Genomic DNA, 25228 nt, shown 5'->3' on the forward strand with positions numbered 1-25228 from the left:
TTTTTGGTAAAGTTTTGGTAAAGTTTTCTGAACTTGAGGCAAAATCTGCCTCTCGGAAGTGCGATCGCAGGACTTATTTAAACATCAGGTAATTTATATTGACTCACAATTTTCTTGGCAAATTCGGGAACGTGCGCCTCTAGTTTTTCGGGATAATTGCGCTTGACATAAAGATAATTGCGGGTGAAATGAGAATCAATCGAAAAGCGTCCATATTCTAACCCTTTTGGTCCGATTCTTTCAATAACAACCCCCATTAACTGTGCTGCCCACATGGGTAATGTTACACCTTGTTCGTAAGCGGGAATACTTTGCTGTACTGCTTGTTTTCTGTTCCCTTGAGAAGATACTGGCTGAGTATCCAATTGATCCCCAACTAACTCTAACATTTCTGCCCCCGTGTCATTACGAACAACAATCCATTGCCAACCAAAAGGCGCACCCATATATCCCACCACTAAATCGGCGAGAGAGTTAACATAATCAAAACAACTGAGACAAGAAGGTGCAAAAACATCCTTCAATTTCTTAGTATTTAAGCCAAAGAAAGGCACTTTTTCGATTGAACCATCTTCATGTTTAAAATGAACTCGAAAATCCTGCATAAACTCATAATGCACTACTGTATCGGGAGATTTACTCGTTGTATCTAGGAATTTTTGCAACCCTTCCCGACTGACATTATCTACGCAAGGTGTTCCTAAAACATAGAGCTTTTCTAAACCTAATTTCTCTTCTACTTCTCGCAGGGCTTGAATTTGACAACCAACCCCAATAACTAACAGGCGTTTCATGCCCGATTGTTCGACTTGTTCTAAAACTGATAAATTGGGAGAAAGCGTCGGTTTATTGACTTTTGCAGCTAATACTTCTTCTGGTGTCCTAGCAATGACGGGCATGGGTTGAAAGCGATCTTCTGCGGTATTCTGTACGCAAACGACCCCCTCAACTAAACCGCGATCGAGCATTTCACAGGCGATCGCACTAACAATTCCTGTCCATTGCGCCCCTTGAATGGGTTGCTTTTTCCGAGCCGCTATCATAAGCTGATGTACGCCGAAATAAAGTTCGTTTTCATCGTCAAGATGGCGATGGCGATCGTGTATTTTGGCTTCTAATTCGGCAATTTGTTGATTGAGAAAAGCACAGGCTTCTTTCACATAGTGGATATAATAAGTATCGCAAAGACCGCACTCGCTACACAGTTCTTTAGCAGGGCGACGGCTTCCAGGTTTCAAGGCTTTCGATTTTTGGTGCTGGCGATCGCGGGAAGTGGCTGTCATTTAAAAATTTACTATTGCAATAGATTGGGTTCTTCTCTAACAATTTTCTCATACAGCGACTGCAAATAAAAAAATCGCCAGATATTCCGGCGATCGCATTAATAAACAACAAAAGTAAGTTTTTAAGAGTGAAACAGTGTTTCTAAATAAACTTCTGCACAAGCACGATAATTCTGAGCGTCTCTAATAGATTCGTTCGCACTATTGTTTTGTAACAAAAACGAGGAGAGAGCCGCAGCAAATACGCGGTCTTGATCCCAGGTGGGATGACAGTCTAAATAGGTTTTCAAGGATTGGTGCAGATCTTCGGGGATTTCTGCCAAGATGCTAACGATACTTTTCATGACAACCTCGCTGGACTAGATAATGTGGGGGGATACAGCAGGGGGAAAAACTTCCCCGCAACGCTAAATCTCGATACTAAGAACTGGATATTAAATGGGAGTTAGTGCGCTTCTACTCGATGGGGTTGTGTTTTTTAATTCTTAGTTCATTCTCTTCTATTTCGCAGGTAATGGAGCCTTTTGTCAATGCTGAGAAATGTTACGGATTTCTTTGGAAAAACTAAAGATTTACGAGATTACAAGTATTTCAGCCTATTTTTTGTTACTTAACTTTACATAAACTCAGTATAGAATAAATGTTCTGTATCAAGATCAAAAAATTCCCTAGCCTACCGCAATGCTTGAATTTGATTCTTTGACTTGTGGAAAACCTTGGGTAAACTGTGGAAAACTCGGGAAAACCTTGTGGAATGATTGGGGATTTTATGGGGGAAAATAAGGTTAAAGAATAAGAATTACGAACTTAACGTCTTGTTAATGTTGGCTAAACTGCGATCGCCAGCGTCAATTGCTAAAACGAGGAAATGAATTAGAATTTGAAACCCTATCCCAAAATAACCTTTTTTTTGTGATAAAAAAAGGCTTAGTTTCTCACTTTTGTTTGAGTAATTCTGAAGAAAATATAAATCGTTAGAGGTTGTAGCTGTCTTAAGGATTTTCCATTATTTTTAAGCCCAAATCAGCTAATATTTTCGCTTCCACTGATGGAAACTCAATCTTTTCTACCAGTTTTAATGCTTTTTCTATTTCTCCTCGTCTGACCAGTTGTAGGCTTGCAGCTTCGATTATCTCTGAGTTGAAGTTTGTTCCTTGTATTGCATGAAGTAAATGATATCCGCGTTGGATCTCCCCAAGTTTGAGAAATTGGAGTCCGATCGCAATTTTAATGGAGTCTTTCTCTGCTTCCAGATTTTCAGCAATTTTTAAAACTTCCTCTAGTTGCTCGTTTTCTGTCATATTTTCTAGAATCCCGATTAACGCATTTGCTTGTCCAAATTCTTCCTCAATACTAGGAACAAGTTGTAGAGCCTCTTCGATCGCCCCTTGTTCTGCAAAGTTAATGATAATATTAGTTAAGGTTTGCGATCGCCAATATTCATCTTTGATAGTTTGGGCAGTTTGTATCGCACTTTCCTTGTTACCAATGCTTGCTAAAGCTAGGGCAATTTCTCCCTGTAAATTCAAGTTATTCTCAAACTCTTCGAGATCGCGCTCTTCTTCAATAACTGATACTAAATCTAACAATTGTTCAGATGCTACTTCTGTTCTTCCTTCCTGATAATTTTTTTGGGCGATCGCAATTTCAAGGAATACATTCAATACCATCTGGCGAGGTTTGGAGATAAATTGGACAATTCTTCTCCCTTGTTTAACTTCTCCTTTTTCCACAAAAGCTAAAGCAATATCAAGTAAGAAATTTTGTTGAAGAGACAAAAAAGTTTCTCCTCCTATTCCCATTTCATCAGCATTAAATCGAGAGGGATCGGTTAATCTCCTCGTAATAGAAACAGCAAAATCATATTCTTCGATTTTAACTAATTTTTTGGCGATCTCACCCCAGACTTTAACAATTTCAAAATCATTGCTTATTCTCTGAGAACTTTTCCATGTTTCTCGAATTGCGGTAATCTCTTCAATATTTTCTATAATGCGCGTAAAAGCATCAGCTTGATACCATTGAAAAGGAAATTCAAGACTTGAAGCAGCATAACATCCTCGCACGCCTTGGGCAAGTTTTAAGGCAGATTGTAACTCAGCAACTTGACTTAAATTATCGGCGATTTTAGCGAAAAGAGCGTATTCTAAATTATCACAAGAACCATTCGCTTCATAGCCTAAATATTCTTTTTCAGTTTTAGCAACTCCTACAGCTTCAAGGAGAAGTTCCCGAGCCGATTCTAACTCATTATCGGCAATTAAACCTGTTGCAATTTCGTTGAATACTTCGGCACGAGCAAGAGGAGAAGTAATATTTTGAGCTTCTGCTAAAGCGCGATCGCGATAGGGCGATCGCGCCATCTCAATTAGCACATTTCGCAACAACAAATCCCCATAATAGTGACTGTAAAACTCTTCTGGTTTCTGGTTATTATCATCTGTTTTTTGTTTACTTAATTCCAAAGCACGAGTAAAAACAATTTCAGCGCGATCGTTAAAACCCGCTTTTGCTAAACGATTGCCAATGTAAGCAATTGCCTCTATTTTTTCCCTTTTATCCTCGATCGCTTCGGCAATTCCTAAAGCGCGATCAAATAGTTGCGAGGCTTCCTCCTTAGCACCTGTTTCAGCTAAAATAATACCAAACTCGGTTAAGTGGCGATCGCCTTTTTCCGGCTGTGAAAAAGCAAGCGTAATGTCAGAAATACAGATAAATCCTAATGTCATTCCCAAAAGATAAAAATTTGCTACTCGCATTTTCTTCTAAAAAATAAATTTTATGCTGGATTAACAAAAATCATTTAGATTGAGGGTGTAACCATTTGTAAAATAAGCGCGTAAGTAAAGGCATAACGAAATACGTTAAGACAAAAACAGTAATACCAATACTAATCAATTGGGGTAAAAATAAAGGCAGTGCTGCTAATAACGGATTGAGTACAATCCCGAGGACAGACGAACAAAGAAAAACACCCAACCAAACAATTATCGCTGTTTTGTAGCGAGGTGGGGCCGTAACAGAAACACTTCCCGGTAAAGAAACTAAATTTTCTAAACCTGTAATAATTTGCACCTTTTCAGATTCTTGGATGAGGGGTTTAACGCAGTCGATCCATTTTTTCCTCTGGTCGGACTTTAACCATCGGCAAAGTTGGGGATAGGTATTAAAACGAAGGATTGCAACATATTCATTGTGGCCTCCAGGTTTGGGTTTAATAACGGTAACACCATCGTGACCTTCAAATTCTTGCGCTGCTGCACCAATTCCTTTCAACCATTCTTCATAGCCTTCCTCGCGACCGGGACGCACGAAATGAGAAATAATTGCTGTCACTTTTTGATTTTCAGATGACGGGCGATCGCTTTGGAGAGAAGTCATAACTCAATGCGAAATAACAAAATAACAATCCTTGTTATTGATATTCTCATAACTCGAGAGGAAGTCAAAAAGAATTATTTGTTTTGTTAATTCAATACGCACCTTTTTTGCTGAGAATTGCACCAAAAGTTTGCAAAATCAATTTTAGATCGTAGCCAATTGACCACTTTTCTTGATAGTCTAAATCCATCTTCACAATATCTTCAAAATCCTTGACGGAAGAACGACCATTAACCTGCCATTCTCCGGTTAAACCTGGTTTAACCTGTAAGCGTTGCCAATGATAGTCATTATACTTCTCAACTTCATCGGGAGTTGGTGGGCGCGTCCCGACTAAACTCATTTCTCCTTTAAGTACATTCCAAAATTGCGGAAATTCGTCCAAACTGGTTTGACGCAAAAACTTGCCGACGCGAGTAATACGAGGATCGTTTTTATTTTTAAAAATAAAACCATTAGCTTGATTTTTAACCAGATGCTTGAGGCGATCGGCATCTGTTACCATTGAACGAAACTTCCAGAGACGAAAGGTTTTACCGTTTAAACCGCAACGAATTTGACGGTAGAAAAGAGGCCCTGGACTGGTAAAGTGGAGGGCGATCGCGATGGGAATGGCGATCGCGACAGTTAAAATCAATCCCACCAAAGCGCCTAAAATATCGATCGCGCGTTTACTGGAACTGTTAACAGAGGCATGAGTTTTGACTTGCAGCTTGAGATGACTTAAAGAAGAGTTAGTTACGTTAGGAACGTAAGCAATCGTCGATCGCAGATTTGGGGAGAAGTTAGGATAACTAATCACGGCGGTAGATACGAGAACTGGATAGGATTTTTACACCTTTATGCTTTAATCTTAGTCAAGTTCTCTGGAAAAGCCTAGAGAAAAAAGGGAACTTTACCAAATCTTTAAATAAATTCACGAATACTAGAACCGCGATCGCCTAATTTTCCCTAATTTAGATAAGCAATAGTCACTCCCGATCCACCTTCATTTTGCGGGGACAACTCAAAGCGATCGACTTGGGGATGACGTTCTAAAAATTCGTGAACCCCTTGACGCAAGCGCCCTGTACCTTTACCATGAATAACCCATAAAACCCCCGCTTGAGTCGCCGCAGAAATCGCTTTTTCGATTTGAGATTCTGCCTGAAATACCCGACTTCCGCGAATATCAACACTATTTTGAGAAGTTCGCACCATTGCGACTTTGGGGGGAGAAATTTGCACCATTTCTTTTTTCTTTTCTTCTCTTTTTTGCTTCTCTTTTTTCTCTTCTTTTGCGGTCTCCACTTTCTGCCCATCCAAAGACTCAATATCGGTAACAGGAACGCTCATTTTCATTAAACCAAATCGAACATTTAATTCAGTTCCATTGTCATCGATTCCTAACACTTCTGCGGTTTGTCCGAGACGAGGAATGCGAACTTTTTCGCCAACTTTGGGTTGATAGCCGCGATCGGCATTGGGTGCCGCAAATTTAGGGGAATATTCTGCGTCAATTTGTTGAAGATTTTGGATTGCTTTTTGAGCTTTTTGCATAGTTTGCTGTTGGCTCAATTCTCGCATAACTTTAGTAATTTCTGCTTTAGCGGTGGCGATCGCATCATTAACGGCTTTCTGTTGCGATAATTTTAAAGTTCTTTCTCTTTCTTGCAAAGATTGTGCTTTTTGAGAGACTTCCTGATAAAACTTTTCGGTTTGTTGTAATAAATTTGCCGCTTCTTTGGCTTTTCCTTCTTGTTGTTTGCGCTGTTGTTCTAACCCTACAATTGTTTTATTAATCTCTTGAGAAAATCCCCCAACGCGATCGCCAGCTTCTTTGATAATCTCTTCCGGTAAACCCAAACGCCCGGCAATAGTTAGGGCATTAGAGCGTCCTGGAATGCCCCACAACAGGCGATAAGTGGGGGAAAGGGTGACATCGTCAAATTCTACTGAGGCGTTCTCAAAGCGAGAATCTTGGTATTTTAAAGCCTTTAATTCGCCGTAATGGGTCGAGGCAATTGTGAGAGAAACGCGATCGCAAAGATAGTTTAAGAGAGCAATGGCAAGGGCGCTTCCTTCCGCCGGATCGGTGCCGGCTCCAATTTCATCGAGGAGAATCAGAGATTGAGGGTCTTTGGCGATCGCCTTGACAATGCGATCGATGCGGCGAATATGACCGGAAAATGTCGATAAACTTTGCTGCAAAGATTGTTCGTCGCCAATATCAGCGCAAACTCGACTAAACCAAGGCAATTCTACCGGTTCTCGGGCGGGGACAAATAAGCCTGTTTTCGCCATGAGTGCGGCTAAACCGACGGTTTTCAGGGTGACGGTTTTACCCCCAGTATTGGAGCCGGTAATGGCAACGACGCGAATTTCTGGCTTAATTTGCACGTCGATGGGGGTGACTTCTTGGCCTTGTTCGTGTTTGTACTGCCAAATGAGGAGGGGATGGCGCAGTTGGCGCAAGGCGATCGCTTCTTCGGGGTCGATAAAACGCGGGGGGTTTGCTTCCAACCAGAAACTATATCTGGCTTTAGCGGTGGCGAGATCGAGGCTGGTGGCGATGGCTAAGAGGCGTTCTAAATCGTCCTTAACGGCGGCTATTTTCTCCGTTAACCCCCTTAAAATCACTTCTTCTTCTGTTTTTTCCTGTCGCTGGGTTTGTCGCAGTTTATTGCCCAAATCAATGATGGCATGGGGTTCGATGTAGAGGGTAGACCCAGTGCTGGAACTATCGTGAACTACCCCTGGAATTGCATCTTTTTGAGGGGCTTTCACCGCGAGGACGTAGCGATCGCCTCTCTGGGTGATGGTGGGTTGCTGGATCGCTCCTCCTTGGCGTTGAATGATACGCTGAAGGATGCCGTAAATCTTATCTCGTAAGGATTTGAGCTTAGTGCGAATATTTGCTAGTTTGACACTAGCGCGATCGGTGACTTGTCCGCGATCGTCAATACAATGATGAATTTCTCGTTCAAGTTCGGGATAGGTGCGAACGGGGGACACTAAATTTTGTAGAGTGGGGATATTGTCGCGATCGTCGAGAACTCTACGAATACGGCGCATTCCCGCGAGGGTGGTGGCAATATCGAGGAGTTCTTCTCCCGATAGAGTTCCCAATAATTCTACCCGTTCTAGGGCGTTGCCAATATCTTTAATACCGTCGAAAGAAATGCCGGTGCTGGGTTGATTATCTAATAAATACGCCTCTTTGGTTTGTTCGAGTAGGATTAAGGTTTCCTCTCGGCTGGCTGGGGGGGTGAGATGGCGGGCTGCGATCGCGCCAAGTTTAGTGGCGGTAAAGGTGCTAAGGTGTTGGCACAAGCGCGGCCATTCCAGTAATTCTAGGGTTTCATCCATAGGGTAATTGGGAGATTCGTATTGATGAGTGTAATACAGATTGTAACTCAATATGAGGCAGGATTGGCGATCGGGCAATGATTTTCATCATAGGTTGATTTGAAGTCCTTATATCCCTAGGATTTTGGCAATAAATTCCCGAATAAGCGCAATATTCTCTAACTTAAGGGTTTGTGAGTCTATCCAACAATTATCTTTTATGGAAACTTGTATCGCTTTTCCTGGTTTGAGAACACTACTAATGCTCGACACAATTGCTTTATTTTTACCAGCAGGTTTTTTAAATTCTTTTCTGTCTTTTTTTCCTAGACTTGTCAGATCGACACTAGCAATATAACTTTCTGCAAGTCTGTGTAAATCAGTATAATTCATCTTGGCACATTCAATTAAAATTTCCTCTAACGTCCCAGAATCCTTATTATTAGGAATAATAAAAACTCCAAATTTTTTGTCATTTTTTTCAACTTCACCTAATTTTAATGCTTTGAAATCTACAAAATCCAATTTTTTAGATAATTCTGGCTTTGCGGATAATTCTTGAATTAAACGATCAAATCTTTCTGATGGTTTTTCCTTTTGATCGGCATCCAAAATCAAAGCGATCCCAAATAATAACGAAAGATCGTCAATGACTGCTAGGCTCTCTTCTAATGTGTTAGTAATTTGTTCAATTCCATTAGCACTATGTAAAGCGATAGATAAGTTTTCATTTTGCAGAAATTGTGGTATGGGAATACGTTTCACAAAATCACCATCTTTTGGAGGAAATGTTCTGGGAATTAAGTGTTCCCAGAATGAATCTAAATCTGAAAAATACTGGATTATCTCTAACTCAAAAGATTCCATTAATAATTTAACCAGAAATGCAATATCGTGTTGACCTTCAGCAACAAAATAAAAATATTTTTTCATACAAATCACCTAATATCTAATCCTCTTTTTAAACGCAATCTACTTAAAAGATCGCCAGAAAATCTTTTGACAGATTCATCTAAATTATTCAATTGAAAAGCAACAATTGAATCTCGATCGATCTGTGATTCAAGAATTGCATCAACGGCTTCAAGACTATGAGTTGTCACAAAAAGTTGTACATTTTTTATTAAACACGCTTCGACTAACCAAGAAAAAATAGGCGCTAAGGCTAACACATGAATCGATGTTTCGATTTCATCAATAAGTAGTACACCATTTGTAGCAGCCTGTAAAGCCAAAGCAATCGCCAAGGTTCGTTTAATACCATCTCCAAACACATCTAGAGGAATCCGTCCTAATTTTTCATGATCGAGATAAAGAATGCTACTAGATTTTTTAGGAGAGAGAATCATTATATCTTTAATACAAGGATCGAAAAGACGAATTAAATTTAATATTTCGTTTTTACTATTTTCATTTTTTATTATCGATTCGGTAAAACGAACTGTTTCGGAATAAGAATAAGATGGAGATATCGTTACATTATTGATTAAAGCATCACGGCGTTTTCTGTAAACAAAACGTTCATCTTCCCAAAATTGAAACTTTTCACTGTTATAAAATTCAAGTTCATCGGTATTAATATTAAAAAGAGGATATCTTTCTTGTACTTTTATTTCTAATTCTAATCCTTCTCGATAACTTTCAGTATCTTCATTGCTGTGAACTGCTGCACTACCATAAAGTTCTAAAATTTCTACCTCTAATTTTTTTATGGGCATATCTCCATCAGCCTGTATTGTCATCGCCCCAAAATGATTCTCTGTTTCTAGATTTTCTCGTTTTTCTTGTTTATAAAAAATCCATTTTATAGACTCAATATTTGGTCGTAAAGAAGATATGCTATTGAAAAAGAATCTACGTTTGGATACCTCAAGCCAGCGAAAAGGATTTAGAGGATTACAGAAAATTGAGATTGCCTCTAATAAGCTAGTTTTACCCGAGTTATTTGTACCAACAATCAAGTTTACTTGTCCCAAATTGGACAATTCGATGTCTTGAAAACCGCGAAATCCTTGAATTTGCAAATCCTTGAATTTTGGAGTCATATAAAACCGCGAAAAATAAACATTAATGAGGTAATTGCCCAACACAAAAATGCAAAAATCAATTGGCCAGATCCGGTTGAAAGGGGAGAAAAAGTCGTCGTTTGCGGGAATATTGCCAAGCAATTCCTTCAGGGTCTTTGCTTTTACTCCATTCCGCAAAACTCGGATCGGCTTTGCGTTTGCTAATCGTCCCAGAATGAACATCGAGTCGTTTGGCTAATTCTGCTTGAATTAAGGCGACTTTGGCGCGATCGCCTGCATCTGGTTTGAGATAATTTTTAAATTGGGCAACTTCCTCAATACTCATGGCTTCAGCATGGCGATCGGGTTCGCTTTCTGCAAAAATGTTTCCCAAAGCATTTGCTGTTAAAAAATAATAGACAGTATTGCCTGCATCATAATTCTGGCGTTGCGCCCCATATTCGCTGGCCTTGCGTTCCAAAAAACGTTGGGCGGCTTCTAACTTTAAATCTGCTTTCACCGATAAGTCAATTGGTGTGAGACAACCTTGTTTTTCTTCTAACAGTTGATTGAAAAAAGGAGTCACTTGCTGACTCCATTGTTTCCAATGGTAAGATTGCCAAGTTTGCCAAATAATTCCCAATATTGTTGCAGCAACTAATAACGGCCAAGCCGAATAAACGAAAACAACAATCAGGGCAAATGGCAAGATTAAAACTAAGACACTTGCGGCACTTTTTTCCAAAACTTGTCCGGTCATGATCTTTGGTGCAATTCTAGATCGGCAACGGAGGGCAAAATTTACTCCCCTATCAGTCAGTTTAACAGAAATGTCGCCATTCATCTCTATCTACACGAATGCTAGGTAGGAATGATTTGTTCCAAAATATGTTCCAAAATATGCCCAAGGGTCATTATATTAAGCGGAAATCGCGATCGCACCTAAAATCAAATTTGGTTATCGATCGCGATCGCTAAACTCATCCAATCCCCATTAATAATAATCTGCCTCAACTTCAGTTTGAGGAAAGGCAAGTTCAAAATTAGAGGAATCGCGCAAAAAACGGAAAACTTCCTCTTCCAAACGGTGAATGAGATAGGGTTCGAGGGCATTGCTGTGACGGAGACTGGCAATATATCCGTCCATATACAACTGTAGTTCCGTGAAGCGGTTTCCTCTTTGCCAGGATTCCACCAAAGCATCAGTTAATCTTTGGTAGTAGCGAATACACAGTGCATCAGTTAGCATGATCTTAAATTGAATTCAACAAGGGCAGGGATCGATTAAAATGAGACTAAAATGAGACCAAAATAAGAGAGGATACGATTAAAACCGTTTTCTAAAACAAGGATTGACACAATTTATTGTTTATATTCTTAAGTTTATCTCAACCTTCGCGTTTCGGCATCTGACTTCAGGAAGTTAGTGCAGTTAAGTCAAACAAATCAACTGAGGTAGCAAGAGCTACAACAAGTTGATGTAATTTTTGGTACAATGTCCGACATAATTTGCAAGGGGAATAAAGTTAAGGTGGATTCGGTTCAAATTTTAATTGTTCAAGGGAATCCTCACCTGCGATCGCTATTGGGGTGGCATTTGCAACAGGCTGGCTATTGGTGTCAACAAGCCGATACCCTCGATCGCGCGATGACAATTCTGGCTCGTCGTCAGCCTCCCCTGGTCATTGTCGATTCGGATTTACCCGATGGGGATGGTATTGAGTTATGTCGTTGGTTGTATCAACAGAAACAGTCTTTAATTTTGGTACTGTCGGCTCGTATCAATCAAAGTGATATTGTTGCGGGTTTACAAGCAGGAGCCGATGATTATCTCAAAAAACCTTTTGGGATGCAGGAATTTTTGGCACGGGTTGAGGCATTATTGCGGCGTTTGCGGGTTACAAGTGCGCCTCTTTATTTGAACTACGGGGTTTTGAGAATCGATCTGGTACAGCGTCGCGTGCGCTTACAGGAGAATTATATCGATTTAACTCCCCAAGAATTTAGCTTGCTTTATATCCTCGCTCAAGCGGAAGGTACTCCACTGAGTCGATCCGAGTTATTAAATCGCGCTTGGCCTGATGCGATCGATAATCCCCGCACGATTGACACTCATGTTTTATCTTTACGCAAAAAATTAGATACAGAACCCGAGCAACCCAGTTTAATTCAAACCGTGAGGAATGTTGGCTATCGTTTCAATTCTGAGGCACTTGAAGCTCATAATGGGAAGTCTATTCCCTCATCTGAAGCACTACGACGATTGGAGACCAGTCCCGCAGTGGCGATCGCCTCGAATTAGTGGTTAGTGGTTAGTGGTTAGTGGTTAGTGGTTAGTGGTTAGTTCTTAGTGGTTAGTTCTTAGTTCTTAGTTCTTAGTTCTTAGTTATCAGTTCTTAGTTATCAGTTATCAACTATCGATGAGCAAAACCATTGCTGAAATTAATGATAAAATTCGCGCCTCGAAAGCGGTGGTTTGGACCGTAGAAGAACTCAAACAGCGCGTGTCCGATACCAGTATCGCTCAAGTAGCGAAAACCGTGGATGTCGTCACCACAGGCACCTTTGAGCCGATGGAATCCGTTGGCGCTATCCTCAATGTGGGTCATACAGACCCACCGATGAAAATTCGCCAGTGTTGGTTAGATGGGGTTCCCGCTTATGGAGGTTTGGGGGCAGTAGATTTGTATTTAGGGGCGACCATGATGGCGGATTATGGGGAGGCGGAGACGGAACGAATAGCGGGAAACCCTTCTCCTGTCAGGGGAGGAGGTCACGTCATCGAAGACTTGATTGCGGGAAAATCCGTCCATTTACGGGCGACGGGACAGGTAACGGACTGCTATCCCCGCGCTTCTTGGGAAAGCACGATTAATCGAGATAGCATCAATCAATTTTATTTATTTAATCCCCGCAATCTCTATCAAAATTTTATAGTTGGCGTTAACGGTGGCGATCGCATTCTCTACACTTATCTCGGTCCCTTGCACCCGCAATTTGGCAATGCAGTTTATGCTAATCCAGGGGCTATTTCTCCCCTTTTCAACGACCCAGATTTACAAACCATCGGTATCGGTACCAAGATTTTTTTAGGGGGAGGAATTGGTTATATCACATGGGAGGGAACCCAACACTTTCCCCTGCAAAAACGTTTAGAGAATCGCACCCCCATCGGTCCAGCCTGTACTTTGGCGGCGATCGGGGATGCTAAACAGATGAATTCTCGTTGGGTACGAGGTTGTTATTTCCAAAATTACGGCACCGCGATCGTTTTGGGAGTGGGCATTCCCATTCCGGTTTTAAGTGAAGAAATTGTGCTAAAGTGCGCGGTGCGAGATGAAGAAATTGTTGCTCCTGTAGTAGATTTCGCCATTCCTCGGCGAGTGCGCCCCACCTTTGGTTCTTTCACTTATGACCAATTGAAAAGCGGTCACATTACCATTCAAGGAAAACAAGTGAGGACAGCACCTCTCGCCAGTATTCGTCTTTCTCGTCAAGTTGCTGAGGAACTCAAACAATGGATTGAAGCGGGGGAATTTACCCTCACGGAACCGGTTGCATCTATTCCCAGCGATCGCGCTTTCTTATCCCAAGACCCTTCTCTGTCTTAAGGCAGAGAAGCTGTGAAGCCTATCAAAATACAGGGCAAACGCATACTCAATCAAAGTCTTGTCCGTTTATTAGTACGCGTTGCCCTGCCTGAATGCTTACGATTCTTAACAAAGTCTGTGGAATTGTTAATTCTTTCTGCTGATTACCTAACTATAGGTTTCATTAATAAAATATCCGTTATCGTGGTGGTATAAAAACCGAATTTAACACTGAATTTAACAAGGAAGTAAAAAAATGTCTAATCTCATCTGGACTGCCGTTGGTGTGGTTTTCATCCTCTGGTTGCTGGGATTTTCTGTTCACGTTGGTGGCAGCTTAATCCATATACTTTTAGTTTTGGCGCTGATCGGCATTGTCTACAATTTATTTGTTGGACGAAGAATCTAAAAGGTTGTTGATAATTCTTTTCTACTTGCAAAAGTTATCTTCTCGTTTCGTTAGTCGTGTTCATATTTTACTATGAACCATAAATTACTGACGAAACCCCTCGAACATACATCATTCATTTTTTAAGATTAACCATGAGTTTAATTAAACAGCTTCGTCGTCTTTTTCTAAACAGTACTTTAGCTATCTTGCTAACAACTGCGATCGCGTTTGGTTTCGGAACAGCCAATAGTTTAGCTGCCACAACATCTCTCGCGCAATTGAACAATTATCCTTCACTTCAACTAGCATCAATGAATCGAGTCGAGGCAATGCAAAAGAATGTTGAAGGCAAAACCCAAGAGGCGATCGGTAATGTTACGGGCAATGCCAAAGATCAAATGATGGGAAAAGCCAAACAGGTCGAAAGTAAGGTTTGGAATGCAACAGAAGATCTGAAAGATGACATGACATCAAACAATCGGGCTAAAGCAATAGAAAAAAATCTTGAAGGTAAGGCTCAAGAACAGATTGGCAATATTACTGGCAACCGTAAAGATCAGTTTCAGGGACAAGTTAAGCAGGTTGAAAGTAATGTTCGTAATTTGGTAGAAGACATGAAAAATACTGTTAAGGATGCCTTCAATTAGACATATCAAAACAGCTAAGACTTGACAAAATCCCCATTATCTGCATTTACAGCATTGAGATAGAGGGAATTGAAAAAATAACCTCAAACCTGCGCTACACAAATATTGTGTGGCGTTTTTTCTGTCCGATCCCGTTTTCTATGTATTTATTTTTAGTTATGATTATCATAAAAACTATTGTCTTTACACTATACCTTGGAGATTGTATTATCTAAAGTTAATGAGAAATTTGATTAAATTAACTAATCAAACAGCCCTAAAGCGTCTCAACTTTAAATACACCGATTACATCCATCTGAAGGGAATTATGTCTGATTTTCCTCATGTCTCGCGCCGTAAATTTTTAGCAACTGCTGGTGCAACTGCCGCTACCTCGATCTTACTGAAAGGCTGTTTGGGCAACCCTCCCGAACCGAGTAGCAACTCCGAAACTGGCGGTGACTCCAAAGTTGCCACCGATATCGATATCAGCCCCGAACAAATGCCTGAAACCCCCAAGGTTAAACTGGGTTACATTCCCATCGTGGAAGCAGCGGCCTTGGTCATTGCCCAAGAAAAGGGCTTTTTTGCCAAATACGGCATGACGGAAGTGGAACTCTCCAAACAGGCGAACTGGGCTGCAGCGCGAGATAACGTCACCATTGGTTCTGAAGGGGGCGGTATCGATGGCGGTCAATGGCAAATGCCCATGCCTCACTTAATTAGCGAAGGAATTATTACGAATGGGCAAAAAATTCCCATGTATGTCCTCGCTCAATTAAATACCCAAGGCAACGGTATTGCGATCGCGGGCATTCATCAAGGTAAAGGAGTCAGCCTCGACCTTACGGGGGCTGCCGATTACATTAAAGGCTTCCCCGCCAAGGAAGGGCGCAAATTTAAAGCCGCCCACACCTTCCCCAACGTCAACCAAGATTTTTGGATTCGCTACTGGTTTGCTGCGGGGGGAATTAACCCCGATACAGATATCGATCTCCTCGCCGTCCCTCCCGCCGAGACAGTACAAGGGATGCGGAATGGCACGATGGATGCCTTTAGTACAGGAGATCCTTGGCCTTATCGTATTATCGCCGAAGACATCGGACACATGGCCGCCCTCACCAGCCAAATTTGGAAATTTCACCCGGAAGAATACCTTGCTATTCGGGGCGACTGGGTAGATGCTAACCCCAAAGCCACCAAAGCCGTTTTGAAAGCCTTAATGGAGGCACAACAATGGTGCGATAAAGATGCCAATCGTCCCGAACTCGTTAAGTTAGTTGCCGGGCGCAGCTACTTTAATGTTCCTCCAGAAATCCTCGAACCGCCTTATAAAGGACAGTACAAAATGGGAGATGGGAAAGCGGAGATCGATGACAAAATGATGGGTCCTCTCTATTGGAAAGACGGTATTGGCAATGTTTCCTATCCTTACAAGAGTCACGATCTCTGGTTCTTAACGGAAACTCTGCGGTGGGGTTTCCATCGGGATAAAATTAGTGATTTTGATACCGTTAATCGCATCATCAACGAAGTCAACCGGGAAGATCTCTGGCGAGAAGCAGCCAAGGAAGCGGGTTTTGATGCCGATATTCCCGAAAGTACCTCTCGCGGGGTCGAAACCTTCTTTGATGGTGTCACCTTCGATCCCGAAGATCCGGAAGGTTACTTAGATAGCTTAAAAATCAAAAAAGTTTAATGGCAATTCGCAGTTCATCATAGGAGAGTTATGACCACGAGCATAAAATCGCGTAGTTCAACGGCTGCCCCCAACTTTCTCATTCAATTTTGGCAAAAGCAGGCTCCTAATATTCTGCCCCCCGCAATTGGAATTTTGAGTTTCTTAGTGATCTGGCAATTGATTTCCATGTCGGGTTTATCTCGCATTCCTGGTCCTTTGAGTCTCTGGACGGACGATCGCACTCGGACATTGTTGTTGTATCCTTTCTACGATCGCGGTGGTTTAGATAAGGGCTTATTTTGGCAAACTCTTGCCAGTTTAATTCGGGTAGCACAAGGTTACTCTCTCGCGGCGTTTGTGGGCATTAGCGTGGGGGTTATTGTTGGCACAAATCCTCTCATTAATAAAGCCCTCGATCCCATTTTTCAATTCTTGCGAATGGTGGCTCCTTTAGCTTGGGTTCCCATCGCCCTCGTTGCCCTACAACAAAACCAACCCGCCGCTATTTTCGTGATTTTTATTACTTCGGTTTGGCCGATTTTAATTAACACGGCGGAAGGAGTGCGACAGATTCCCGATGACTATAATAATGTCGCCAAAGTCTTGCAACTTTCGCGAAAAGAATATTATCTCAATATTCTTTTTCCTTCCGCTTTACCCTACATTTTCACAGGGTTGAGAATTGCGATCGGCTTGGCATGGTTGGCAATTATTGCAGCAGAAATTGTCATGTCGGGGATTGTCGGTATCGGCTTTTTCATCTGGGATGCTTATCAGCAAAACTACATCAGTGAAATTCTCTTAGCAGTGATTTACATCGGTGCCGTGGGCTTACTTCTCGATCGCGCGATCGCCTATTTACAGCATCTGATCGTTCCCGCAGAACAGAAATAAAACAGAAAAAATATTGATTGTTGGTTATTCGTAAGACCGATTACTCAATAACCAACAACCAATAACCAACAACCAATCAAAAAAGGAGGTATTATGGGCGTTCTCGTCTCAGTTGAAAATATCGAAAAGACATTTCCCTTAGTCGATGGCGGTCAATACATTGCTTTAAAAGGTATTGATTTAGAAATTAAAAAAGGTGAATTTGTCTCTCTCATCGGCCACTCGGGTTGCGGTAAATCTACCTTGTTAAATATGGTGGCAGGGTTAGATTTACCCACCAATGGGTTAGTAACTTTAGAAGGACAGCGCGTTAAAGAACCCGGCCCCGATCGCATGGTAGTGTTTCAAAATTACTCTCTTCTCCCTTGGCGCACAGTGCGAGATAATATTGCCTTGGCGGTGAATGCAGTTATGAAAGATGCCCCCGCCCCAGACCGTAAAGCCTTAATCGAAGAGCATATCGATATGGTAGGATTGCGCCCAGCCGCCAATCGCTATCCGGGGCAACTTTCGGGAGGAATGAAACAACGGGTGGCGATCGCCCGCGCCCTCGCCCTGCGTCCAAAATTATTGTTACTCGACGAACCTTTTGGAGCCTTGGATGCCTTGACGCGGGGGAATTTGCAGGAACAATTAATGCGAATTTGCGAGGAAAATGAGATTAGTGCTTTGATGGTGACTCACGATGTGGATGAAGCGGTTTTACTCTCCGATCGCATTGTCATGTTAACCAACGGGCCAGAATCGAAAATCGGGCAAATTCTCGATGTTGATATCCCTCGCCCCCGCAAACGCATGGAAGTAGTGGAACATCCCAGTTATTACAGCCTGCGATCGGAAATTATTTACTTCCTCAACCAACAAAAACGCATCAAAAAATTACGGGGGAAAAAGACCACCGCGATCGCCCGTCATGGTTTGGAAAAGGTGAATTTGGAAATCGGTTTCGTTCCCCTCACCGCTTGCGCCCCCATCGCCGTGGCTCAAGAAAAGGGCTTTTTTGCCAAACACGGTCTCGAGGAAGTCTCCCTCGTCCGAGAAACCAGTTGGCGAGGTATTGTCGATGGCATAGCTGGAAAGTACCTGGATGCCGCTCAAATGCCCGCAGGAATGCCCTTATGGATGACCCTCGGGGGGGATGGTGCCAAACCCGTCCCCGTGGTCAGTGGGCTGACTATGACCCGTAACGGCAATGGGATCACCCTCGATCGCCGTTTCTACGACCAAGGGGTGCGAAGTGCGGAAGACTTTCAGAAATATTTACAGCAAACCCGCGATCGCACCCATACCTTGGGCATGGTTCACCCCTCATCCTTGCATAACCTCCTCCTGCGTTATTGGTTGGCGGCCTATCAAATTGACCCCGATCGCGATGTTAATCTGCAAACTATTCCCCCCGCCCAAATGGTGGTGGATCTGCAAGGGGGAACCATTGACGGCTATTGCGTGGGAGAACCTTGGAACTTACGTGCCGCGATCGAAGGGGTGGGCTTTACCATTGCCACAGACCTCGAAATCTGGGACGGTCATCCTGGTAAAGTTTTAGGGGTGCGAGAAGATTGGGCGAATGCTTATCCCAATACTCACATCGCTTTAGTGAAAGCTCTCTTAGAAGCCTGTCGCTATTGTGCCGACGAAAACAACGAGTTAGAAATTCGGCAGATTTTGGCGCAACGGCAATATGTCAGCACAAATATTGACTATATCCAATTGGGCAACCCCAACCAAGCCTTTTGCGATGTGGAACAACCCATGCGCGAGTACGCCCATCATCTCTTTTTTAGTCAGTCCGCCAACCGTCCCAGCCGTACCGAACACCTCTGGATTATGACACAATTGGCTCGCTGGGGACATACTCCCTTCCCCCGTAACTGGATGGAGATTCTCGAACGTATCTGTAAAGTAGGTGTTTTCAGTACCGCCGCCCGAGAGTTGGGACTGTTGGATATGAAGTATAACCGCATTCCCATTAAACTGTTTGACGGCACCGTTTTCGATCCCGAAGATCCCATCACTTATCTCAACGAACTCGCTATCAAGCAGGATTTCTCCATCGCTGAAGTGGTTTTAGATGATGATTCTCGTGCTTCTGTCAATCTTGCTGCTTAGTTTTGTTCTCTATTCCTTTTGTTCGCAATTATGATTTCTCAATCCTCGACCGTTCAAAACAACCCATCCGAGGCGATAGTTCTTCAAAAAAGCAACGCTACTTCCTCTCAATTACCTTTTTTAAGTCTAGAAAATGTTGTCAAGCAATACGGCAGTTACACTGTTCTACAAAACATTAATTTAACCGTACAACAGGGAGAATTTATCTGTTTGATCGGCCATTCTGGCTGCGGTAAATCCACTCTGTTAAATATGGTGTCGGGGTTTCAGCAACCAACGGCTGGAAGCGTGTTGCTAGAAGGCCGACCCATTCAAGGACCCGGACCCGATCGCATGGTGGTGTTTCAAAACTACGCTCTTTTACCTTGGCGGACGGTGTTCGATAATGTTTATTTGGCGGTGAATGCGGTCTATCCTCACAAACCTCTCAAAGAAAAACGGGCGATCGTGCGGGATCATCTCGCTTTAGTGGGGTTATCTGATGCGGCGGATAAAAAACCCCCACAAATTTCCGGGGGGATGAAACAACGAGTGAGTATCGCCCGCGCTTTGGCTATTCGTCCCCAAGTGCTGATTCTCGATGAGCCTTTTGGAGCCTTAGATGCTATCACCAAAGAGGAGTTACAAGAGGAATTATTGACCATTTGGAACGAACATCGCTGCACGGTGTTGATGATTACCCATGATATCGACGAGGCGCTGTTTTTAGCCGATCGCTTGGTGATGATGACCAACGGACCGGCGGCCACTATTGGGGAAATTATGCAGATTCCTTTTGAGCGTCCCCGCGATCGCGTGCAAATTATGGAAGACCCAAAATATTATCAACTCCGCAACTACGCTTTAGAGTTCCTCTACGACCGATTTGCCCACGATGATGTTGCTTAAAATGTAACACGATTATGACTCAAAAATGGATTGAAAGTTGGGGAAATATCTTTTCCCTAACTGCTTTCTTCTTTCCTCGAGACTGACTCGCACCCCTCTTTTTCTGATGATGTTATTAACCAAGCCTCACGATCATCCTTTAGCACAAGAAAAACAAATTACATTAGAGCAATTGGCGCAAGAGTCCCTAATTTTACCAGACCCGAGTTCGCCAATGCGGGAAGCAGTCGAAAGATTATTTGCAAAATATAAAATTCCCCTACAGGTTAAGTTAGAATTGGGAAATAATGAAGCAATTAAAGAGGCGATCGCGCTTGGGTTAGGAATTTCTATTGTTTCTTTACACGCGATCGGATTGAATGAATTAAAAACATCTTTTACCCTCCTTAATGTCAAACATTTTCCCATTCCTCTCCGCATTTATACTCCCGAAAGCCCCAAGAAATCCTTGCCAATTTTAATGTTTTTTCATGGTGGAGGCTGGGTTTTGGGGATTTTGGAGAGCTGCGATCGGAAGCAGAAGCCTATAGCGATCGCCTAGAAGAATATGATGTTAAAGTCATGCGCCAATTTTGTCCTGGTTTAATTCATGGATTTTTAGGTCTTCCGAATTTGTGGGAAATTTCCGAAGTGGTTTTAAGAGAAATGGCTGTAGATTTACGAAGGGTTTTTTATCGTATAACCCGAGGCAACAATCATCGAGCCGATCCCTTCATCCGTAAACAGTTCTAATAACAAAGCATGGGGAATGCGCCCGTCAATAATATGGGCAGCTTTTACGCCTTGAGCCAGCGATCGCACGCAACAATTAACTTTAGGAATCATTCCTCCCGCTACAACTCCCGCATCAATTAACTCTCTGGCCTGTTGAATATCCAATTTAGTTAATAGAGTCGAGGGGTCTTTATAATCTTTTAAAATTCCTGGGGTATCGGTAAGCAAAATCATTTTTTCTGCCCCTAATGCTGCTGCAATTTCCCCTGCTACTGTATCGGCATTAATATTATGAGCTTGTCCGTTAAGATCCGCCGCAACACTAGAAACAACGGGAACATAACCCTTTTCTGTTAAGGTTTCAATGATTTTAATATCGACATTGCTGACTTCTCCGACAAAACCAATTCCCTCTTGACCGACGGGGCGAGCAGTAATTAAATTACCATCTTTACCACATAATCCCACTGCCGAACCTCCGGCTTTATTAATGAGAGAAACGATTGCTTTATTAACCCGTCCAACTAACACCATTTCTACGACATCCATTGTCGGTGCATCCGTCACGCGCAACCCATCTTTAAATTGAGCTTCAATGCCGATTTTACCCAGCCAAGTATTAATTTCCGGTCCACCGCCGTGAACAACAACGGGACGGGCTCCCACATAAGAGAGAAACACGATATCGCGAATCACTTTTTCCTTAAGTTGAGAATCTTTCATCGCTGCTCCCCCATATTTAACCACAACAGTTCTGCCCGCAAACTGTTGAATATAAGGGAGGGCTTCGCTTAAAATTCTTACCCGCGTTGCGCCGATTTCTTGAATGTATTCGCTTTGGCCTTTCATAAACCCGTTTGTAAATGATGATAACCCATAATCGATACCGAAAAAAAGGACATAATTCCGTCAAATCTGATACAAAATAGGATTTCTCGATTCCTGCGCTAATACTTCCTTTCTTTGGGTTCAAAGCGATTAATGACCACTAACATATATTTGAGGTCGATCGCCTCGGGGGAATAGTAGGCGAGGGAATGTTTGAGGAAATTGCGATCGTCTCGCTGGGGATAATCTTCCCGTGAATGCGCCCCTCGGCTTTCTTTACGGTTTAAAGCGGAGGTGAGGATGGTTTCTGCCACGATCGCCAAATTCTGCAATTCTAGGGCTTCTACTAACTCGCTATTCCAACAAAAATCTTTGTCATCGAGACGAATTTGTGAGAGTTTGCTTTTCAGTGTTTGCAATTGGCTCAAACCTTCCTGCATAATAGCTTCCGTGCGAAAGACTCCACAATGTTCGCTCATACAGTCTTGGAACTGCGATCGCAACTCACCGATACGAATTGTTCCTTTTTGGTCGATCAGGTCTTGTAAGCGCTGTTTGGCAGCAGTGAGATAGGTTTGCGGGTCGAAGGTGGGCATTGGACGGGACGGGATGTAATTGGCGATCGCCTCTCCAGTTTTGCGCCCATAAACCACGCATTCCAAGAGGGAATTACTTCCTAAGCGGTTGGCACCGTGAACCGAAACGCAAGCACATTCCCCGGCGGCAAAAAAGCCCTCCACTAATTCACGGCCACTCCTTCGCACTCGTCCTTGGGTATTGACGGGAATGCCCCCCATTGAGTAATGTGCGGTGGGACGGACGGGCATGGGTTCGTTAACGGCATCAATACCCACCAAACGATGGGCTTCTTCCCAACAAAAGGGGACGCGACTCATGATTTTTTCTTTCCCCAGATGGCGCAAGTCTAGGTGGATGAAGGATCCCCCCGCACTTCCATCGGTATGAATGCCACGCCCGGCGCGGATTTCCAAAGTAATCGCCCTTGAGGTAATATCCCGAGGGGCGAGTTCCATTTGTTTCGGGGCGTAACGTTCCATAAAACGTTCTCCCTCGCTATTTCGCAGGTATGCCCCTTCTCCCCGCACGGCTTCGGAAATCAACACGCCGACGGGATATAATCCGGTGGGGTGAAATTGGACAAATTCCATATCTTCCAAGGGCAATCCTGCCATTGCACACATGGCTAAACCGTCCCCAGTGGAGGCATAATCGTTGGAGGTGGTATTAAAAACTCGTCCGTATCCTCCCGTTGCAAACATGACGGCTTTGGCGCGGACAATTTCGATAGTGCCGTCAAGGATGCGATACATGACCAATCCTTTCGCTTCATTTTCTTCGAGGATCGGTTGCAGGACGTACCATTCATCGTAAATTGTTACCCCGTTACGGCGCAAATTATTGACCAGTTCGTGTAGGATGGCATGGCCGGTTTTATCGGCGGCGTAACAGGTGCGTTTATGGGAGTGTCCCCCAAAGGCGCGTTGGGCGATGCGTCCGTCTTCAAGGCGAGAAAAGAGGACTCCGAGGTGTTCGAGGTCGATGATAACTTGAGGGGCTTCTTTGGTGAGAATTTCCACGGCATCTTGATCCGCGAGGTAGTCGGAACCTTTGACGGTATCGAAGGCGTGGGCTTCCCAGCCATCATCGGGATCGACATTTTGCAGGCTGGCGGCGATCCCTCCTTGTGCGGCGACGGAGTGCGATCGAATGGGGTGGGTTTTGGCGACTAAACCGACATCGATTTTCGGGTCGATCCGTTTGATTTCTAGGGCGGCGCGGCAGCCTGCGAGTCCGCCACCGACGATAATCACATCATGTTCTAGCATTGAAGTTTGAGGAATATTGGCCTTTATTCTATTTTGGGGGATGCGATCCCTCAATATTGTTAATTTTTTTAGCTTAATTTTTGGTTAATTTTATTTTATTCTTTTTCTTTTGATCTTTTTGTGGTATTCTTATTTCATAATGGGAAGTGGTGGCAGTTATAAATAGGTCAAAATGCTCCCATTATGAATAAATTTTATTTTAAAATGAATGTGGTGCAAAAGTCAAGCAATAAATGCAATTTATTAATTCAACATCAACCGAAGAGAATCAAAACTGAACAAGAGTATCAAAACGCCCTAGCGATCGTCGAAAGCATGATGTCTCGAAAGATGAATGAGGCTGAAACTGAATTTTTCGATCTTTTAGTATTACTCGTCGAAAATTATGAGACTATCCATTATCCCATTGCTCAACCGACACCACAAGCAACGCTAGAATCTCTCATACACGAATTTGAGATTAAACCCGATCGCTTGGTTGCGGCGATCGCGAGAGGAAAACACAAAATTACCTCATCTCAAGCAGAGGCGATCGCTCAATTTTTCAACGATATCAGTCCGAATTTATCTTTAACAGCACAAGATTTTTGGACTTAAGGCAATTATGGATCAATAATTCAGACTGCTGATTTTTAGATTACAGGATAAAATTTTAAGTAGTCGTTTCTGAATTTTATTTCATGACAAAAACAATCACCATCGATATCCCCGATCGCAGCTATCAACGACTCGTCCAAACGGCTGAGGCAACAAAACAACCTCTCGATGCGATTATTTTACGAGTCCTAGAAATTGGTAGTCCTCCAGATTGGACAAATATCCCTGAAGAATTTCAAACAGAGATCGCAGCACTGGATCGCTTAGATGATAATACACTATGGCGTATCGCTCGCGGTCAGAAAAAGCCAGAAGAAATGATTCACTATGATGAATTATTAGCAAAGAATAAAGTCAGACAATTAACCAATGAAGAACGGTTAGAATTAACAGCATTACGCAAAGAAGCCGATCTCTTTATGTTACGAAAAGCTCAAGCCATTGTCTTGCTCCGATGGCGAGGACATCAAATTATGAATATCGGATAAGAGTCCATGTCTGTTTATATTTCTGTCGATCTTCGCAAAAGAGTTCGCAAAGCCGATCGCGATCGCTGTGCTTATTGTTTGACTGTCGAAACAATAAGTGGCATTTCACTGTCATTTGACCACATTCATCCGCTTTCAAAAGGTGGAAAAACTGACTTTGAGAATCTTTGTTTATCTTGTCGATCTTGCAATGAATTTAAAGTAGATATAACAGAAGCACAAGATACTTTAACAGGTGAAGTTGTTAATTTATTTAATCCTCGAACTCAACAATGGAGAGAGCATTTTAATTGGAGTGCAAATGGAACAATAATAGAAGGAAAAACAGCAATTGGTCGAGCTACAGTTATTGTATTGCAAATGAATCATGCAACGATTGTTGCTGCTCGCAGGTTTTGGACTGCGGTAGGCTGTCATCCACCTGAATAGGAATATTTTATACTAAATTAAAATAACTATATAATTCAACCAATGATAAAATTAAAGACTTGGCAATGGGTCATTCTCGCAACCCCGATCGCCGCGATCGCCCTTTTCTTTCTCATCGCAGCAGGATGGCAAATTCAAGCCTGGGGCAT

24 protein-coding genes are annotated in these 25228 nt (G+C 42.7%); 12 read left to right on the plus strand and 12 right to left on the minus strand.

The window, feature by feature from the left end:
• Window positions 1-77 precede the first annotated feature (77 nt).
• From JUI58_RS05745 to JUI58_RS05790, 10 genes are all read right to left on the minus strand, one after another.
• The gene (locus JUI58_RS05745; RefSeq protein WP_204102795.1) at window positions 78-1283 is read right to left on the minus strand and encodes a Coenzyme F420 hydrogenase/dehydrogenase, beta subunit C-terminal domain; all 1206 of its coding nucleotides are present in this window, start codon (window positions 1281-1283) and stop codon (window positions 78-80) included.
• A 122-nt stretch (window positions 1284-1405) separates the two neighbouring features.
• Window positions 1406-1627 carry a DUF2811 domain-containing protein gene (locus tag JUI58_RS05750; protein WP_204102796.1) on the minus strand — a complete coding sequence of 74 codons (222 nt, stop codon included), beginning with the start codon at window positions 1625-1627 and terminating at the stop codon, window positions 1406-1408.
• Between the two features lie 648 nt (window positions 1628-2275).
• Window positions 2276-4042 carry a hypothetical protein gene (locus JUI58_RS05755; protein ID WP_204102797.1) on the minus strand — a complete coding sequence of 589 codons (1767 nt, stop codon included), beginning with the start codon at window positions 4040-4042 and terminating at the stop codon, window positions 2276-2278.
• Window positions 4043-4082: 40 nt separating this feature from the next.
• Window positions 4083-4664: a hypothetical protein gene (locus JUI58_RS05760; protein ID WP_204102798.1), complete on the minus strand. Its 582-nt coding sequence runs from the start codon at window positions 4662-4664 to the stop codon at window positions 4083-4085.
• A 91-nt stretch (window positions 4665-4755) separates the two neighbouring features.
• The gene (locus tag JUI58_RS05765; protein ID WP_348539843.1) at window positions 4756-5376 is read right to left on the minus strand and encodes a sugar transferase; all 621 of its coding nucleotides are present in this window, start codon (window positions 5374-5376) and stop codon (window positions 4756-4758) included.
• A gap of 239 nt (window positions 5377-5615) precedes the next feature.
• Window positions 5616-8012, minus strand: a complete 2397-nt coding sequence (locus tag JUI58_RS05770; RefSeq protein ID WP_204102799.1) for an endonuclease MutS2 — start codon at window positions 8010-8012, stop codon at window positions 5616-5618.
• 108 nt (window positions 8013-8120) lie between these two features.
• On the minus strand, window positions 8121-8924 hold the full coding sequence (locus JUI58_RS05775) for a DUF3226 domain-containing protein (protein WP_204102800.1): 804 nt from the start codon (window positions 8922-8924) through the stop codon (window positions 8121-8123).
• A 5-nt stretch (window positions 8925-8929) separates the two neighbouring features.
• Window positions 8930-10036: an AAA family ATPase gene (locus JUI58_RS05780; protein ID WP_204102801.1), complete on the minus strand. Its 1107-nt coding sequence runs from the start codon at window positions 10034-10036 to the stop codon at window positions 8930-8932.
• Between the two features lie 58 nt (window positions 10037-10094).
• Window positions 10095-10757, minus strand: a complete 663-nt coding sequence (locus JUI58_RS05785) for a hypothetical protein (protein ID WP_204102802.1) — start codon at window positions 10755-10757, stop codon at window positions 10095-10097.
• 234 nt (window positions 10758-10991) lie between these two features.
• Window positions 10992-11246: a DUF6761 family protein gene (locus JUI58_RS05790; RefSeq protein ID WP_204102803.1), complete on the minus strand. Its 255-nt coding sequence runs from the start codon at window positions 11244-11246 to the stop codon at window positions 10992-10994.
• Window positions 11247-11528: 282 nt separating this feature from the next.
• Between JUI58_RS05790 and JUI58_RS05795 the strand changes: the two genes are divergently transcribed.
• The 9 genes from JUI58_RS05795 to JUI58_RS05835 all read left to right on the plus strand — a co-directional run bounded on the left by JUI58_RS05795 (window position 11529) and on the right by JUI58_RS05835 (window position 20717).
• On the plus strand, window positions 11529-12299 hold the full coding sequence (locus tag JUI58_RS05795) for a response regulator transcription factor (protein ID WP_204102804.1): 771 nt from the start codon (window positions 11529-11531) through the stop codon (window positions 12297-12299).
• Window positions 12300-12417: 118 nt separating this feature from the next.
• A complete protein-coding gene (locus tag JUI58_RS05800) occupies window positions 12418-13608 on the plus strand; it encodes a homocysteine biosynthesis protein (RefSeq protein WP_204102805.1) in 1191 nt (396 codons plus the stop codon).
• 235 nt (window positions 13609-13843) lie between these two features.
• Window positions 13844-13996, plus strand: a complete 153-nt coding sequence (locus JUI58_RS05805) for a lmo0937 family membrane protein (RefSeq protein ID WP_204102806.1) — start codon at window positions 13844-13846, stop codon at window positions 13994-13996.
• 134 nt (window positions 13997-14130) lie between these two features.
• The gene (locus JUI58_RS05810; RefSeq protein WP_204102807.1) at window positions 14131-14625 is read left to right on the plus strand and encodes a CsbD family protein; all 495 of its coding nucleotides are present in this window, start codon (window positions 14131-14133) and stop codon (window positions 14623-14625) included.
• A gap of 307 nt (window positions 14626-14932) precedes the next feature.
• Complete coding sequence (locus JUI58_RS05815) at window positions 14933-16303, plus strand: CmpA/NrtA family ABC transporter substrate-binding protein (RefSeq protein WP_204102808.1); 1371 nt, start codon at window positions 14933-14935, stop codon at window positions 16301-16303.
• 30 nt (window positions 16304-16333) lie between these two features.
• Complete coding sequence (ntrB, locus tag JUI58_RS05820; protein ID WP_204102809.1) at window positions 16334-17179, plus strand: nitrate ABC transporter permease; 846 nt, start codon at window positions 16334-16336, stop codon at window positions 17177-17179.
• A gap of 93 nt (window positions 17180-17272) precedes the next feature.
• A complete protein-coding gene (locus JUI58_RS05825; protein ID WP_204102810.1) occupies window positions 17273-19288 on the plus strand; it encodes a nitrate ABC transporter ATP-binding protein in 2016 nt (671 codons plus the stop codon).
• Between the two features lie 30 nt (window positions 19289-19318).
• Window positions 19319-20176, plus strand: coding sequence for a nitrate ABC transporter ATP-binding protein (locus JUI58_RS05830; protein ID WP_204102811.1), 858 nt, complete (start codon window positions 19319-19321; stop codon window positions 20174-20176).
• Between the two features lie 106 nt (window positions 20177-20282).
• Window positions 20283-20717: a LysR substrate-binding domain-containing protein gene (locus tag JUI58_RS05835; RefSeq protein ID WP_204102812.1), complete on the plus strand. Its 435-nt coding sequence runs from the start codon at window positions 20283-20285 to the stop codon at window positions 20715-20717.
• A gap of 116 nt (window positions 20718-20833) precedes the next feature.
• On the opposite strand, the gene argB is transcribed toward JUI58_RS05835, so the two are convergent.
• Complete coding sequence (gene argB / locus JUI58_RS05840; protein ID WP_204102813.1) at window positions 20834-21739, minus strand: acetylglutamate kinase; 906 nt, start codon at window positions 21737-21739, stop codon at window positions 20834-20836.
• 98 nt (window positions 21740-21837) lie between these two features.
• Window positions 21838-23565, minus strand: coding sequence for a succinate dehydrogenase/fumarate reductase flavoprotein subunit (locus tag JUI58_RS05845; RefSeq protein WP_204102814.1), 1728 nt, complete (start codon window positions 23563-23565; stop codon window positions 21838-21840).
• Between the two features lie 183 nt (window positions 23566-23748).
• Between JUI58_RS05845 and JUI58_RS05850 the strand changes: the two genes are divergently transcribed.
• The 3 genes from JUI58_RS05850 to JUI58_RS05860 all read left to right on the plus strand — a co-directional run bounded on the left by JUI58_RS05850 (window position 23749) and on the right by JUI58_RS05860 (window position 25079).
• Window positions 23749-24162, plus strand: coding sequence for a hypothetical protein (locus JUI58_RS05850; protein ID WP_204102815.1), 414 nt, complete (start codon window positions 23749-23751; stop codon window positions 24160-24162).
• Between the two features lie 83 nt (window positions 24163-24245).
• Window positions 24246-24650 carry a hypothetical protein gene (locus JUI58_RS05855; protein ID WP_204102816.1) on the plus strand — a complete coding sequence of 135 codons (405 nt, stop codon included), beginning with the start codon at window positions 24246-24248 and terminating at the stop codon, window positions 24648-24650.
• Window positions 24651-24656: 6 nt separating this feature from the next.
• A complete protein-coding gene (locus JUI58_RS05860; RefSeq protein ID WP_204102817.1) occupies window positions 24657-25079 on the plus strand; it encodes an HNH endonuclease signature motif containing protein in 423 nt (140 codons plus the stop codon).
• The last annotated feature ends 149 nt before the right edge of the window (window positions 25080-25228 follow it).

Source organism: Spirulina sp. CCY15215 (assembly GCF_016888125.1).
GTDB lineage: Bacteria > Cyanobacteriota > Cyanobacteriia > Cyanobacteriales > Spirulinaceae > CCY15215.